General features: G+C 67.9%; 9 protein-coding genes. 5 read left to right on the top strand and 4 right to left on the bottom strand.

The features are described 5' to 3' along the window. Positions 1-190: 190 nt before the first annotated feature. Entirely contained in the window at positions 191-970 is a 780-nt protein-coding gene (locus CNR27_RS02710; protein WP_157745227.1) for a hypothetical protein, read from the bottom strand. A 211-nt stretch (positions 971-1,181) separates the two neighbouring features. On the opposite strand from CNR27_RS02710, the gene CNR27_RS02700 reads away from it, so the two are divergent. From CNR27_RS02700 to CNR27_RS02685, 4 genes are all read left to right on the top strand, one after another. Further along, a complete protein-coding gene (locus tag CNR27_RS02700) occupies positions 1,182-2,366 on the top strand; it encodes an efflux RND transporter periplasmic adaptor subunit (RefSeq protein WP_096296825.1) in 1,185 nt (394 codons plus the stop codon). Between the two features lie 247 nt (positions 2,367-2,613). After that, the gene (locus CNR27_RS02695) at positions 2,614-5,799 is read left to right on the top strand and encodes an efflux RND transporter permease subunit (protein WP_096296824.1); all 3,186 of its coding nucleotides are present in this window, start codon (positions 2,614-2,616) and stop codon (positions 5,797-5,799) included. Between the two features lie 126 nt (positions 5,800-5,925). Next, the gene (locus tag CNR27_RS02690; protein WP_096296823.1) at positions 5,926-6,675 is read left to right on the top strand and encodes an SDR family oxidoreductase; all 750 of its coding nucleotides are present in this window, start codon (positions 5,926-5,928) and stop codon (positions 6,673-6,675) included. Continuing rightward, the gene (locus CNR27_RS02685; RefSeq protein ID WP_096296822.1) at positions 6,675-8,141 is read left to right on the top strand and encodes an efflux transporter outer membrane subunit; all 1,467 of its coding nucleotides are present in this window, start codon (positions 6,675-6,677) and stop codon (positions 8,139-8,141) included. The genes CNR27_RS02690 and CNR27_RS02685 overlap by 1 nt, the downstream gene beginning before the upstream one ends. Before the next feature lie 103 nt (positions 8,142-8,244). On the opposite strand, the gene CNR27_RS02680 is transcribed toward CNR27_RS02685, so the two are convergent. The 3 genes from CNR27_RS02680 to htpG all read right to left on the bottom strand — a co-directional run bounded on the left by CNR27_RS02680 (position 8,245) and on the right by htpG (position 12,569). After that, on the bottom strand, positions 8,245-9,630 hold the full coding sequence (locus CNR27_RS02680; protein WP_096296821.1) for a phospholipase effector Tle1 domain-containing protein: 1,386 nt from the start codon (positions 9,628-9,630) through the stop codon (positions 8,245-8,247). A gap of 24 nt (positions 9,631-9,654) precedes the next feature. Next, entirely contained in the window at positions 9,655-10,182 is a 528-nt protein-coding gene (locus CNR27_RS02675; protein WP_096296820.1) for a hypothetical protein, read from the bottom strand. A gap of 485 nt (positions 10,183-10,667) precedes the next feature. Beyond that, a complete protein-coding gene (gene htpG / locus CNR27_RS02670) occupies positions 10,668-12,569 on the bottom strand; it encodes a molecular chaperone HtpG (protein ID WP_096296819.1) in 1,902 nt (633 codons plus the stop codon). Positions 12,570-12,863: 294 nt separating this feature from the next. On the opposite strand from htpG, the gene CNR27_RS02665 reads away from it, so the two are divergent. Beyond that, positions 12,864-15,644: a TonB-dependent receptor gene (locus tag CNR27_RS02665; RefSeq protein ID WP_096300200.1), complete on the top strand. Its 2,781-nt coding sequence runs from the start codon at positions 12,864-12,866 to the stop codon at positions 15,642-15,644. Positions 15,645-15,694: the final 50 nt, after the last annotated feature.

Raw genomic sequence — 15,694 nt, 5'->3', positions numbered from 1 at the left:
ATTGGACCGCGAGGGGGATAATTATTCCCTCGAATAGGGACTAATCAAGTCCCGTTTCCGGGCGGATGATCTGCGGCACCTTCCAACGGACGCCGCCGATGACCGCTTTCCGCCACGCCGGACCCCCACGCCAACGCTCCGCGATGGCGGCGTCGCATCGGCGTGCTCAGCGCATGGAAATCCCGCCGAATCAATCGTCTAGTGCGCGCATCACTGTGCCCAGGCGGCTCCAGTCGGGGCGTGCCGGGTGGGGATGGTTGTGGTCCTGGCTGCCGGGCACGGCCTCCCGCCGGATGGTCACAGCCCCCGTCGAGGAGTGCTTTTCGGGAGACAAAATCCCATGATCGGGACAATTCCAGCGCCGCTGGTGGTGGTCGGCGCCACCGGGACGGTCGGAATGCGCGTGGTGGAGCAGGCCACGGCCGCCGGACGCCGCACGATCGCGGTGGCCAACGACGCCGAAGCGCTCGACCGACTGCGGGCCAGGCACGGCGCCACGCTGACGACGCTGTACGCAGACATCCGCAGCGACGCCGCCGCGGCCGATCTGGCGGCACGCCTCCGTACCCTGCCCGGGCCGGAACCGGGCGCGGTCATCGCGGCGATCCGCGGCGCCGCCGGCAGCCAGCGCGTGCTCGATGCACCCGCGGATTTCCTGCGTCGCCGCCTCGACGAGGACCTGCTGCCACATCTGGCGATCGCGCGTCATCTGCTGCCGCTGCTTGCGACGCGGCCACGCGCCGGATACGTGCTGGTCGGCGGACCGGGCGCGGACCATCCATGGTCCGGCTACGGCCACCACTCGATCGGTGCATCGGCGCTGCGGATGCTCGCGCGGGTATTGCACGAGGAAGCCCGCACCCTGCCGGTGCGCGTGCAGATGCTCGCGGTCGATTCGCCGATGCGCTGCGACGCCAACGCCGCCCATGCGCGTGCGCAGTGGCCGGACGTCGAGGCGATCGCCGACCACGCCCTGCGTCTGGTCGATGGCGCTGCGAATGCCGACATCGCACTGGTGCGCTTCCCGCTCGGCGCTGCCGTGCGCCCCCCGGTCTGTCGGACGACCTCGACGTCGGCCCGTGCGCGCCCATCCCCCGACACCAGGAAGACGCCAGCGCGCTGCTGCATCGCCTGGCCACCTCCGTCTCTGCCCAGGAATCACGCTCATGATCCGCCCCCACATGCTGCATTCCCGCCCGCGCCGGCGCGTCTGGCGCGCGCTCGCCGCGACAGGTCTCGCCGCCGCCGTCGCCTTCGCCGTTGCCGGCTGCGACACCCGTGCCCAGGACCAGACCGCGCCGGCTCCGCCCGACGTCGGTGTCGCCGCGGTGCTGTCGGAACAGGTGCAGGACTGGAACGAGGCCACCGGACGCATCGCCGCGGTCGAAAGCGTCGAGCTGCGGCCGCGCGTCAGCGGCTATGTGGAGCGTGTCGCCTACGCCGAAGGCGACGAGGTGGCGAAGGGCGACCTGCTGTTCGTCATCGACCCGCGGCCCTACCGGGCGGCGTTGCAGCGCGCGGAAGCCGAGCTCGCACGTGCCCGCGCCGAGGCACAGCTGGCGAAGACGCGGCACACCCGCGCCCAGTCGCTGATCGAGGCAAGCGCGATCTCGCGCGACGATTTCGAAGCGCGCAGCGCCGGTCTCGCGGAAGCGGAGGCTGCGGTGCGCGCGGCGCAGGCGATGGTCGAAACGGCGCGGCTGGATCTGGCATTCACGCAGGTCCGCGCGCCGGTGGCCGGACGCGCGGGTCGCGCGATGCTGACCACCGGCAACCTCGCGCAGGCGGACGCGTCACTGCTGACCACCGTGGTCTCGCAGGATCCGGTGCACGTGTATTTCGAGACCGACGAGCGCACGTTTCTGCGCCACCAGGCGATGTCGCGCGCCGGCGAACGCCGCAATGCCGACAACGCCGTGCGCGTGGGTCTGGCGGACGAGGCCGGCCACCCCCACGCCGGCACCGTCGACTTCCTCGACAACCAGATCAATCCCGCCACCGGCACGGTGCGTGCCCGCGCCGTATTGCCGAACCCGGACCGCCGCTTCACCCCCGGCCTGTTCGCCCGCGTACAGCTGGAAGGCGCATCCGCGCGACCGGCGATCCTGATCGACGACAAGGCGGTGATCACCGACCAGGACCGCAAGTACGTCTACGTCGTCGGCGAGGACAACACCGCGCAGCGACGCGACATCGTGCCGGGACGCATGGTCGAGGGACTGCGCGTGGTCGAGTCGGGCCTGGCCACCGGCGACCGGGTGATCGTCAACGGCGTGCAGAAGGTCTTCATGCCGGGCATGCCGGTCGCCCCGCAGGCGGTCGCCATGCGCGGCGGCCAGCCGATCGAGGCAGTCGCGAAGCGCTGAGGCTTTTGTTCTGAGCCCCTCTCCCACTGGGGCGAAGCGGCGCGTTTTCGAGCCACTGGCTCATGCGCCGCTGCGCGCCTGAGGGCTACGCCCGAAGGCCGGGGTGGGGTTTGGGGTGAGGGCTGCCGGTCGCACCGGTAGCGCTCCCCTCATCCGGCCCTCCGGGCCACCCTTCTCCCCGAGGGAGCAGGGCTCGCTGTTTCGATTTTTCGCCAAGCGGCCACCGCGCCGCCCACAAGGATTCCCCGTGGACTTCTCCCGCTTCTTCATCGACCGGCCGATCTTCGCCGCGGTGCTGTCGATCCTGATCTTTGCCGGCGGCCTGATCGCCATTCCGCTGCTGCCGATCGGCGAATACCCCGAGGTGGTGCCGCCATCGGTGGTCGTGCGTACCGTGTATCCCGGCGCCAATCCCAAGGTGATCGCCGAAACCGTGGCGACGCCGCTCGAGGAGGCCATCAACGGCGTCGAGGACATGATGTACATCAAGTCCGTCGCCGGCTCCGACGGCGTGCTTCAACTCACCGTGACCTTCCGTCCCGGCACCGATGCCGACGAGGCCGCGGTGCGCGTGCAGAACCGCGTTGCCCAGGCGCAGGCGCGACTGCCCGAGGACGTACGACGACAGGGCGTGACCACGCAGAAGCAGTCGCCGGTGTTCCTGATGGTGGTGCACCTGACCTCGGAAGACGGCCGCTACGACTCGCTGTACCTGCGCAACTACATGCGCCTGCACGTCAAGGACGAACTGGCCAAGATCGCCGGCGTCGGCGATGCCCAGCTCTTCGGCGGCGGCGACTACGCGATGCGGCTATGGCTCGATCCCGACAGGATCGCCGCGCGCGGCATGACCGCGAGCGACGTGGTGCGCGCCGTGCGCGAGCAGAACGTGCAGGTCTCCGCCGGCCAGCTGGGCGCCGAGCCCATGGCAAACGGCAGCGATTTCCTGTTGCCGATCAATGCCAAGGGACGCCTGGAAAGCGTCGAGGAGTTCGGCGACATCGTGCTCAAGGCCGGCAGCGACGGCGAGCTGGTGCGCCTGGCCGATGTCGCACGCATCGAGCTCGCCGCTGGCGACTACACGCTGCGCGCGCGCCTCAATGGCAAGAACGCGGCGGCGATCGGCATCTTCCAGGCGCCGGGTGCGAATGCGCTCGAGATCCGCGACGGCGTGGTCGCGAAGATGGACGAGTTGCGTCCGCAGCTTCCCCCGGGAGTCGAGATCCAGTCGATCTACGACACCACGATCTTCGTGCGTGATTCGATCAAGTCGGTCGTGGTGACGCTGATCGAGGCGACGTTGCTGGTCGTGCTGGTGGTGATCCTGTTCCTGCAGACATGGCGCGCATCGATCATTCCACTGCTCGCCGTGCCGGTGTCGATCGTCGGCACGTTCGCGGTGCTGTACCTGCTCGGTTACTCGATCAACACGCTGACCCTGTTCGGGCTGGTGCTGGCGATCGGCATCGTGGTCGACGATGCGATCGTCGTGGTCGAGAACGTCGAGCGGCACATCGAACTCGGCGCGTCGCCACTGGAGGCCGCGCATCTGGCGATGAAGGAGGTATCCGGGCCGATCATCGCGATTGCCCTGGTGCTGTGCGCGGTGTTCGTGCCGATGGCGTTCCTGACCGGCGTGACCGGCCAGTTCTACAAGCAGTTCGCGGTGACCATCGCAATCTCGACGGTGATTTCGGCGATCAATTCGCTGACCCTGTCGCCGGCACTGGCCGCGAAGCTGCTGCGCGCGCACGACGCGCCGAAGGATCGCGCCACGCGACTGATCGACCGTGTCTTCGGCTGGTTGTTCCGCCCGTTCAACCGGTTCTTCAACCGCAGTTCGGAGCGCTACGAGGGCGCGGTGTCGCGCGCGCTTGGTCGTCGCGGCGCGGTGTTCCTGGTGTATGCGGCGCTGCTGGTGGGCGCGGGCTTGATGTTCAAGGTGGTGCCGGCCGGCTTCATCCCGGTGCAGGACAAGCTGTACGTGATCGCTGGCGTGAAGATGCCCGAGGGCGCCTCGATCGAACGCACCGACGCGGTGCTGAAGAAGATGGCCGCGCTCGCCGATGAAGTGGACGGCGTCGCCAGCGAGATCGCGTTCCCGGGTCTCAACCCGCTGCAGTTCACCAATACGCCCAACAACGGCGTGATCTTCTTCACGCTCGATGCCTTCGACGCACGTTCGCGCAGCGCCGAGGAGATCACCGCCGAGCTCAACCAGAAGTTCTCCACGATCCAGGAAGGCTTCACCTTCGCCTTCATGCCGCCCCCGATCCAGGGTCTCGGCAACGGGTCGGGCTGGTCGTTGTTCGTCGAGGACCGCACACGCCTGGGTTACGGCGAGCTGCAGGCCGCGGTGCAGGCCTTCCAGGGTGCGGCGGCGCAAACGCCGGGCCTGGGCTATCCGATCAGCAGCTACCAGGCCAACGTGCCGCAGCTCGATGCCGACGTAAACCGGGCCAAGGCCAAGGCGCAGGGCGTGCCGCTGACGGAACTGTTCGACACCCTGCAGACGTATCTGGGTTCGGCCTACGTCAACGACTTCAACATGTTCGGCCGCACCTGGCAGGTCATCGCCCAGGCCGACGGCCAGTTCCGCGACGAGGTGACCGACATCGCCAACCTGCGCACGCGCAATTCAGCGGGCGAGATGGTGCCGGTGGGCTCGATGGTCGATGTCCGCCAGACCTATGGGCCGGATCCGGTGATCCGCTTCAACGGCTATCCCGCGGCCGACCTGCTTGGCGATGCCGACCCGCGCGTGCTCTCGTCCGGCGAAGCCATGGCCAAGGTCACCGAACTCGCGGGCCAGGTGCTGCCGGCCGGCATGGGCATCGGCTGGAGCGACCTGAGCTACCAGCAGAACACGCAGGGCGGCGCGGCACTGGTGGTGTTCCCGCTCGCGGTGCTGCTGGCGTTCCTGGTGCTGGCCGCGCTCTATGAGAGCTGGTCGCTGCCGCTGGCGGTGATCCTGATCGTGCCGATGACGCTGCTATCCGCGCTGTTCGGCGTGTGGCTGGCCGGCGGCGACAACAACGTCTTCGTGCAGGTGGGGCTGGTGGTACTGATGGGCCTGGCCTGCAAGAACGCGATCCTGATCGTCGAATTCGCCCGTGAGCTGGAGATGCAGGGCAAGGGCATCGTCGAGGCCGCGCTGGAAGCCAGCCGCCTGCGTCTGCGCCCGATCGTCATGACCTCGGTCGCCTTCATCGCCGGCACCGTCCCGCTGGTGCTCTCGAGTGGCGCGGGCGCGGAGGTGCGCTCGATCACCGGCGTCACCGTGTTCGCCGGCATGTTGGGCGTGACCGTCTTCGGCCTGTTCCTCACCCCGGTGTTCTACGTCGCGCTGCGCAAGCTCGCGAACGCACCGGTGGTGTCGCACAGGCCGGTCGCGCCGTCGCACGCCGCGCCGGGCACCGGGCTGCACGCATGACGCCGGCTGCGAGGTCCGGAAGCAGCGCGTCATGCCGCGCCGGGCGCACCCCACTCCGTGCCGCGCGACATGTTCCGCCGCACGCCACGCCGCTTTTCCCTTTATCCAATTGCTGAGGTCATTCTCATGAGCACTTCTCCCCGCATCGCCCTCGTCACCGGCGCCACCCGTGGCATCGGCCTGGAAACCGTGCGTCAGCTGGCCGAAGCCGGCGTGCACACGCTGCTCGCCGGCCGCGACCGTGGCCGTGCCGTCGCGGCGGCGCTCGAGCTGCAGGCCACAGGTTTGCCGGTCGAGGCCATCGAACTCGACGTCACCGACGCGGCAAGCATCGCCGAGGCTGCGCGCACGATCGAGGCGCGCCACGGCCGCGTGGACATCCTGGTCAACAACGCCGGGATCCTTGCCGACAATCCGCAGCTCGGAGCCGCGGGCCAGTCGATCGACACCTGGCGCACGACATTCGACACCAACGTGTTCGGCCTGGTCGCCACCACCCAGGCGATGCTGCCGTTGCTGCGCAAGTCCGCGGCCGGCCGCATCGTCAACGTGTCCAGCCTGCTCGGGTCGATCAGCCAGCATCAGGACCCGGCGTCCTTCATCTACGACTTCAAGGGCACCCCGGCCTACAACGTGTCCAAGAGCGCGGTGAACGCCTGGACGGTGCATCTGGCGCACGTGCTCAAGGATGCCGGTATCAAGGTCAACACGATCCATCCGGGCTACGTGCGTACCGACATGAACAAAGCCGGCGACGAACAGAACGGCGAACTCGAAGTCGCAGATGGCGCACGTACCAGCGTGCGCCTCGCGCTGATCGACGAGGCCGGCCCGACCGGCGGCTACTTCTATCTCGACGAGGTGCTGCCGTGGTGATGCGCCCGCTGATCACGGCGCTGGCGGCGGCGTTGCTCGCCGCCTGCGCCGTCGGGCCCGAGCATGTGCGGCCGTCGATGGCGGTGCCGGAGACCTTCGAAGGCAGTGACGTGCCGGATGCGACCGCGGCGACCGCGAACGCCGCGGTTGGCACCGCCGCAACGGCCGTGGCCGACACCGCGTTCTGGCGAGCCTTCGGCGATCCGCAATTGAACGCGCTGGTCGAGGACACGCTGGTGGCGAACCACGACCTGCGCATCGCACTGGCACGCTTCGGCCGCGCGAACGCCTTGCTGCGCGGTACACGCTTCGACCGGTTGCCGACGATCGATGCCAGCGGGACCGCCGCCAGCAATCGCGCGAGCGCCGACCAGGTGCCCGGCGTGCCGCGCGATGCACGCGACACCGACAGCTTCGACATCGGCATCGGCGCGAGCTGGGAACTCGATCTGTTCGGCCGCGTGCGTCGCAGCGTCGAGGCCGGTCGCGCCGATGTCGCCGCGAGCGCGGAGGACCTGCGCGCGCTGCAGGTCGCGATCGTCGGCGAAGTCGCGACCGCCTACCTCGATCTGCGCGGCCTGCAGGAACGGCTGCGCGTGGCGACCGAGAATGCCGGCAACCAGCAGCAGACGTTGGCGCTGGTGCAGGCGCGGCGTGAAGCCGGACAGGACAGCGGCTTCGACAGTGCGCGCGCCTCGGCGCAGGCGGCGTCGACGTCGGCCCGCATCCCGGTGCTGGAAGCGGAGATTGCCGTCGCCACTCATCGCATCGCCGTGCTGACCGGACGTACACCCGAAACGTTGCGCGCGCAGCTGACCGCCCCGCGCGCGCTTCCGGCCGTGCCGCGGTCGATCGATCCCGGTACGCCGGCCGATTTACTGCGCGTGCGCCCCGACGTGGCCGCGGCCGAGCATCGTCTGCATTCGGCCACGGCGCGCGTGGGCGTCGCCACCGCCGACCTGTTCCCGCGGCTGACCCTCGGCGGCCTGATCGGCAGTCAGGCCGGCGACATCGACGCCCTGTTCGGGCGCGATAGCGAGACGCGACTGGTCGCGCTGGGCATCGACTGGTCGTTCCTCGACATCGGCCGCGTGCGCGCCCGCATCGCCGCAGCCGACGCCGACGCCGAGATGGAACTCGCGCGTTACCAGCAGACCGTGCTGCGCGCGCTCGAGGACACCGGCAACGCGCTGGTGCGCTTCAACCGCGCCCATGACGCGGATGTCGAACTGGAACGCGCGGCGCGCGACAGCGCGCATGCCGCGCAACTGGCGCGCATGCGTTTCGATGCGGGCGCGACCGGACTGCTGGACGTGCTCGACGCCGAGCGCAGCCAGCTGCAGGCCGAGGATGCTTTCGCCGCGGGACGCACCCGTACCGCGACCGATGCGGTGGCGCTGTACCGCGCCCTGGCCGGAGGCTGGCCGCAGACTTTGCCGCCGCGTGAAACGGCGGGCGTCCGATAGCAGCATGTCCCCTCCTCCCGCCTCCCTGCTCCGAGGGGAGGGCCGGTGGGCGAACGGCCGTTTCGCGCTGACAGCGGATCGGCATTGCCACACCGCACAGCGGCTAGAGCTCGGGTGCTGCCATCACATGGGACGGCGCGGCGTGCGCGGCCGCTCGCTCGGTGAACTCGCGCGACTGCCGCTCCAGCGCATCGAAGCCGCTCTGCAACCAGGTCTGTCCGGCATCGCTGACGATCTGCTCGCGCGTGAGACCCGAAATCCTGATGCCGTCATCGCGCGCCGCGGCCGACAGCAGGCCATTGGCGAACGTCGGCATGTCCATGCCTTCGCTGCGAACCGGAACGCTGCCTTGCACGGCCCCGATCGTCACGTTCCGCCACTCGAGACGCGCCGCCATCGCCTCGTTGCGCGGCATCGCGTCTCGGCAGTCGATCTGGCAGAGCGTGGGCGGTGCGAGCAGGTCATGCATGCCGCGTTCACCGCGTCGGTCGAACACCGACGTGAAGTAGAGGCGGGAATGCTCATTCGAGCGATGGACTACGTAGCGATCCGGATCGTCCGGCAAGGCGCGCTTCCCGAGTGGCGGCGGACGAATCATTCCGTTGATGTAGTCGATCGCCAGATTGCCTGATAGAACCGCCAGCCCGTCCCGCCGATAGCCGCCGCCGATATCGCTGTGGGCGCCAGCAACGCCCACATTGAGGAAACGGCCATCTGGCGTGATCCCGAAGTCGGTGATCCACGTGCCCTGGAACAGGTTGCGACGTTCGGTCAGCGCAGTGATCTGGAAGCCCGACACGACGGACTCCGCGAGACGTCGGTCGTTCTGACGCGGCGCGCCGGTGCCGACCGGGTCGAATAGAACTGCGGCCTGGATGACATGACCAGGCTCGCGGAGCGGCAGATTGGGATAGGTTACTTCACCGATGATCAGGCCGTCGGCGTTGCGCTTGAACATCGCATTCGTTGGGTCCTGTATGCCTCGCTCTTCGATGAGTCTGGTGAAGCCGGCCGCCTGCTCTGCACCCCGACTGAAACCAGTTGAGAGGATTCGAATGTCGGCGTTTGGGTCCCCGTCTACCCACTTTTTCGCCTGCTTGACGAACTGCAGGTACATATCCTCCAAGCGCGCGCCGTAACTCCCGCCGTCAATCGCATCGATCATTCCGCTGATGCTGCCTTGGGTGCCGGGCCCCTCGACATATCCCCTTCCAAGTCGCGTGTAACCAAGCATTTGCTCTGCGTGCTCCGCATGACGTCTGATCTGCTCGTCAATCAGGGCTATGTTGGTCAGCGTGCCTGGATCGTTCTTGCTGTTCCCGGTGCCATCGAAGGACGCGACGAAGAGACGTTGATCAGTCCTGCGCTCGTCAAGCAGCACCGGCGCAGTGAAGTTCTCGAGCGATTGCTTTGCGGCGTCAAAGCTCGCCAGATGCTCTGCCGTCGCGGCATCGGCGCGCACGCCGTCCGGCTGACGATGTCCGCCCACGCTCCACCTCCATGTGGATACAGGTCAGTAAGTCTGGCTCCAAGCCAGTACCAGGTCGTCCCGAAAGTCGCTATGCGGTCGCTCCGGAAACCTCGGCGCCTTCAACGAAAGAAACGCGCGCATGTAGACGTTGATCGTTCGGTCGTTGATCTCCATCACGATGTCTGGATTGATCGACGGTGTACGGTCCGAGATCTCTTCCCGCGGCGCCTCGTAGAGCACCAACTCATCCTTGAAAATCTCGCCGATGTCGACCTGCGCCTCCAGCGGTGTCCCGTCCTTGGATGTCCATCTCACAACGGCGGGGGGCGGGAAGTTCCGGATCGAGATGTGGCCCGCGCTTGTACCGTGGAACGCATTCGGATGCACCTCCTCGCGTGCTGGTCGCGGCCCGCCCGAGTACGGACGGTTGGCATATATGACCGTGTATTCCTGCACCGCATACGTCGCGATGCCGAAGTTGTGGCGGAGGAACCGCAACGGCCACTCGGTCAGCGGCCCCGGCTGCGAAGCGCCACTCGGAGGTTGCGTCGTCTCGTGCGTCATCGCCATGCCCTGGCATCCTGTCGTCGTGAGTGCGGTGGCGACGAGCGCGGCCGCGAGCCTGCGTGGCCGCGTGGAGTGTCGACCTGTACGTACGGTCCGATCGGCCATCGTCGTGGTCCCTGCTTGGAACGGTTCCGCCCTGCGTCCCGGCACCTGCGCCGGTGGCAGCAGGTTCTGACGGACGCGGGACGGAGGCCGACAGGGTGCCGCATCCGCGGGGCGCGGGGAATCGGGCGTTGCCGGATGCCGCTGTGGGAATGGGCACGGGATGGGCGGTGCGCCGGGCATCCGCAGTTCTGGCGTTCGGCGCTCGTCGGAAGGCGCGAGCGCTCGTTCTTTCGGCACCAAGCAGCTCCGGCGGTGCAATCGCGTGCGAGCAGATCGCACGGGTCATCCTTCCCCAACGTGGGCTTTGCCCCACCCAGCCCTCCCCCGTACGCGGGGGAGGGCTTGAGACGCATGGTCGCGTGCTGGACGCGAGCCCGGGCGGTTCACCCGCCCAGCAGCACCCGGTTCATGCGCTGCACGAATGCGGCCGGGTCCGGCAGCTGCGCGCCCGCGGTGATCTCGGCCTGTTCGAGCAGCAGGGTCGCGAGGTCCGCCGCTTTGGCGTCATCGGCTTCGCTTTCGATCCGTGCCAGCAACGCGTGCTGCGGATTGATCTCCAGCGTCGGCTTGCTCTCGGGCACGGCCTGGCCGGCCTCGCGCAGCAGGCGGGCCAGGTGCGGGGCCATCTCGTAGTCGGCCAGCGCCAGGCACGAGGGCGAATCGGTCAGGCGCGCCGAAACGCGCACGTCGCCGACGCGCTCGCCAAGCAGCCGCTTGATGCGTTCGACCAGCGGCGCGGCGGCGGTCGCCGCTTCTTCCTGCTTGGCTTTGTCCGCCGCGTCGAGCGGCAGTTCACCCTTGGCCACGTTCTTCAGCGACTTGCCGGCGTACTCGTGCAGGCTGCCGAGCATCCATTCGTCGATGCGGTCGAACATCAGCAGCACTTCGATGTCCTTGGCGCGGAAGGCCTCGAGCTGTGGACTCCCGGCCGCGGCCTTGTAGCCATCGGCGGTGATGTACCAGATGGCATCCTGGCCGACAGGCATGCGGCCGACGTAGTCGTCCAGCGACACGGTCTGCGCGGCGCCATCGCCCTTGGTGGAGGCGAAGCGCAGCAGTTTGGCGATGCGCTCGCGGTTGCTCGGGTCTTCGACGATGCCTTCCTTGAGCGTGTTGCCGAAGGCCTTGTAGAACGTCGCGAACTTCTCGGGCTCGTCGCGCGCGAGCTTCTCGATCAGATCGAGCACGCGCTTCACGCAGGCGCCCTTGATGCGGTCGAGCTGGCGGTTGTGCTGCAGGATCTCGCGGCTGACGTTGAGCGGCAGATCGTCGGCGTCCACCACGCCGCGCACGAAACGCAGGTAGTTCGGCAGCAGCTCTTCGGCGGCGTCCATGATGAAGACGCGCTTGATGTAGAGCTTCAGGCCCTTGCGCTCGTCGCGCCCGCCCATCATCAGGTCGAACGGCGGCTGCGAGGGCAGATACAGCAATGTGGTGAAGCTCTGGCTGCCTTCGACGCGGTTGTGGGTCCAGGCCAGGGCGTCGTTGAAGTCGTGGCCAAGCGACTTGTAGAAGCTCTGGTAGTCCTCGTCGGAGATGTCCGACTTCGACTTGGTCCACAGCGCCGAGGCGTCGTTCACGGTCTCCCATTCAGGCGCAGCGTCGGTCTTGGCCTCAGCCCCGTCCTCGGCGGGCACGGCCGCGTCCTTGGGCATGCGGATCGGGAACGCGACGTGGTCGGAGTACTTGCGCACCAGCGAACGCAGCTTCCAGCCATCGAGGAATTCGTCCTCGTCGGCCTTGAGGTGCAGCACGACGGTGGTGCCACGCTCGGGCAGGGTCACGTCCTCCAGCGAATATTCGCCGCGGCCGTCGCTTTCCCACTTCACGCCGGCCTCGGGTGCGGCGCCGGCATGGCGGGTGAGCACGGTCACGCGGTCGGCGACCACAAAGGCGGAATAGAAACCGACGCCGAACTGTCCGATCAGGCGCGCATCGGCTTTCTGCTCGCCACTCATCGCCTCCAGGAAGCGGCGCGTGCCGGAGCTGGCGATGGTGCCGATGTTGGCGACCACGTCCTCGCGCGACATGCCGATGCCGGTGTCATGGATCGTCACCGTGCGCGCCGCCTTGTCCCAGCTCACATCGATGTGCAGCTCGCCCGCGCCGACCAGCAGCTCCGGGTTGGCGATCGCCTCGAAGCGCAGCTTGTCGCAGGCGTCGGAGGCGTTGGAGATCAGCTCGCGCAGGAAGATTTCCTTGTGCGAGTACAGCGAGTGCGTCACCAGGTGCAGCACCTGGGCGACTTCGGCTTCGAACTTGCGGGTCTCGACAGTAGCGGTCATGGACGTTCCGTGTGGCAGGTGACGATAGGCGGCGGATATTGGTCCGCGCCTGCACGAATCAAGGCACCTCGCGCGCGGCCCGCCGGTGGGGATCGCGCCGCCCGGGTTTCGCCCCGCGGGACCTGAATTGGCACGGGGATGAACTTTCGTTGAATTCGCCTTGGGCGCCCGGAGCTGAATTGCTTCACGTCACACGAGCACGACGTTAACGGGATTTTTACTGGCGTCGCCGGCCGTCCGAGATGGATTGGCGGATCCGACACACAGTTCTTCCACTTGTTCGAGGTCTTCCCCATGCCGCTCGCCCTTCCTTCGCAGCCGCGTCGCCGGCTGCTCGCTGTCTCGATCGCCTGTGCCGTCGCTGCCGTCCTGCCGCTGCAGGCCGCCGCGCAACAGTCCGATACCACCACGCTGGACCGCATCACCGTCACCGGCTCCAACATTCCGCGGACCGATACCGAGACCGCGTCGCCGGTGCTGGTCATCAGCCGTGAGCAGATCGACCGCACGGGCAGGACCACGGTTGGCGAATACCTGCAGAGCCTGTCGGTGGATGGCGCCGGCTCCATCCCCAAGAGTTTCGGCAACGGCTTCGCCGGCGGTGGCTCGGCTATCTCGCTGCGCGGGCTTGGCGCCGGTTCCACGCTGGTCCTGCTCAACGGCCGGCGCATGGCCCCGTTCGGTCTTGCCGATGATGGCCAGAAGGTCTTCACCGACCTCAGCACGATTCCCCTGGACGCGGTGGCACGCATCGAGATCCTCAAGGACGGCGCCTCCTCGATCTACGGCTCCGACGCCATTGCCGGCGTGGTCAACGTGATCCTGCGCAACGACTTCGAGGGTGCGACCGCCACCGTCTCCTACGGCTGGTCCGAGGACGGCGGCGGCGATCAGCCCAAGGCGTCGCTGACCGCAGGTACCGGCAGCCTGGGCGATGACGGCTACAACGCGTTCTTCAGCATCGAAGCGGCGAAGACCGATGGCATCCGCGTACGCGACCGCCGTGATCGCGACTGGATCGGTACCGGCGATACGCGGCCGTGGGGCTACCCCATCAGCACCAACCTGCCCGGCCGCATCAGCGGCGGCGGAACGGCCGCGGGTGGCGGGCCCACTGGCGCGGTCGAGAATCCGGCCACTGGCCTGTTCGAATCCCTGCCCGGCTGCGCCGGCCTGTCCGATGTGACGCCGCAGGATCCGGCCGGCGGCTGCCTGTGGGATGTCGGGCGGTTCCGAGATCTCTCGCCCGAAGAGAAATACGTGAACTTCTTCTCGCGCGCCGCGTTCGCCTTCGGTGACAACGGCGAGATCTACATGGAACTCAGCGCCTCCCAGAAGAAGACCACCTTCCAGAACACCCCGTCGGGTGTCTCCGGCGCGTGGGGCTATCCCGGCGGGCCGGTCAACGCCAGCGATCCCGGCCCGGGCGCGACCGTGCTTGGCCCCGATCATCCCGACAACCCGTTCCCGGGCACCGCGAACAGGCTGCGTTACACCGCGTTCGACGTCGGCCCGCGCGTCACCTACAACGACAGCCGGTTCGTGCGCGCACTGCTCGGCGTCAAGGGCACCTACGGCGCCTGGGACTACGACGCCGGCTATCTGCACTCGGGTACCGACCTGACCAACGAACGCACCGGCTTCCTGCGCTACAGCCGGGTCAGGACCGCGCTCGAGGACCCCGACAGCCCGGTCGGCTACTGGCGCATCGGCGAGGACGCCGGGCTCAATACACAGGCGCTCTACGACTTCATCTCGCCGCGGATCAGCGCCGCCGGGCGCACCCGCCTCGACGTCATCGACGCCAAGGCCACGCGCCCGTTGATGGACCTGCGCGGCGGCGCGCTCGGACTTGCGCTCGGTGCCGAATACCGGCGCCAGTCGGTCTCGCTCACCCCGCAGACTTTCACCGATCAGGGCGACATCATCGGTCTGGGTTACTCCAGCTACAGCGGCGTCGAGAAGGTCACCAGCGCCTACGTCGAACTGCAGGCACCCGTGCTCGAGACCCTGGAGCTGACCGGCGCTCTGCGCGTGGACAAGTACGACGGCGGCGAAACCTCGACCACGCCCAAGTTCGGGGTGAAGTGGTCCCCCATCGACTGGCTGGCGCTGCGCGGCACCTACGCCGAAGGCTTCCGCGCACCCAACCCCGCCGAATCCGGCACCGGTGGCCTGGCCGCCTTCAGCACGGCCGTCGACCCGGTGCGCTGCGCCGCGCCCGGAAACGAGCCGCAGGATTGCGACGCCGGCCCGATCGCGCTGATCACGTCTCCGAATCCCGATCTGAAGCCGGAGAAATCCAAGAGCACGACGGTCGGCTTTGTGCTGTCACCGTGGGTCGGCGGATCGCTGGCATTGGACGCCTTCCGCATCCGTCGTAATGACGAGATCTTCGGCGGCAGCGCGGACGCGGCGATCGCCGCCGGTGGCGCCAACGTCATCCGCGGCAGCAACGATATTCCGGGTACCCCCGACAGCGGCACGATCCTCGCGGTGCTGGTCGGTTACGAGAATGCCTCGTCGACCACCGTCGAGGGTTTCGACGTGGACATGGAGCAGAGCGTGGACCTGGGCGATGCGGGCAACCTGCGGCTGGATCTGCAGTTCACCCACATCAGCACCTTCGAACGCAAGGATCCGGACGGCACGGTCTACCAGTTCGCCGGTACCCACGGCAATTGCGACGTGACCAATTGCATCGGCACACCGAAGAACCGCGCCAACTTCGGCGCGACGTGGGAGCGCGATGCGTTCTCGGTGAGCACCGTCGTGAACTGGCGCGACAGCATGCGCAACGTCACCGAGGCCGGCGATTCCCTGTGCGCCAACCGCTTCGCAAACGGAGACGATGCGCCGCGCGGTTGCGAACTGGCCTCCTTCTACTCGATCGACCTGTCCGGGCGCTGGAAGGCCACCGACCGCTGGGAAGTGTTCGGCACGGTCGCCAACCTCACCGACCGCGTCGCCCCGCTCGATCCGCTGACCTATGGCGCGATCAACTACAACCCGCTGGATTTCGCCGGCGCCATCGGCCGCTACTTCACGGTGGGGGCGAAGTTCCGGTTCGAATGAGCCGGGGGTAATGGATACGAACGCCCCGCCTGCGGGGCGTTCGTGTGTCT

This window comes from Luteimonas chenhongjianii (assembly GCF_002327105.1).
In the GTDB taxonomy this organism is placed as follows: domain Bacteria; phylum Pseudomonadota; class Gammaproteobacteria; order Xanthomonadales; family Xanthomonadaceae; genus Luteimonas; species Luteimonas chenhongjianii.
Note: the sequence above shows the minus strand (reverse complement) of the source record. Positions and strands in the feature narration are given on the sequence as shown.

Bases quoted from the DNA above. Each gene is read 5' to 3' on its own strand.
- CNR27_RS02700 (WP_096296825.1), top strand. From the start codon at position 1,182: ATGCTGCATTCCCGCCCGCGCCGGCGCGTCTGGCGCGCGCTCGCCGCG.
- CNR27_RS02690 (WP_096296823.1), top strand. From the start codon at position 5,926: ATGAGCACTTCTCCCCGCATCGCCCTCGTCACCGGCGCCACCCGTGGC.
- CNR27_RS02685 (WP_096296822.1), top strand. From the start codon at position 6,675: ATGCGCCCGCTGATCACGGCGCTGGCGGCGGCGTTGCTCGCCGCCTGC.
- CNR27_RS02675 (WP_096296820.1), bottom strand. From the start codon at position 10,182: ATGGCGATGACGCACGAGACGACGCAACCTCCGAGTGGCGCTTCGCAG.
- htpG (WP_096296819.1), bottom strand. From the start codon at position 12,569: ATGACCGCTACTGTCGAGACCCGCAAGTTCGAAGCCGAAGTCGCCCAG.
- CNR27_RS02665 (WP_096300200.1), top strand. From the start codon at position 12,864: ATGCCGCTCGCCCTTCCTTCGCAGCCGCGTCGCCGGCTGCTCGCTGTC.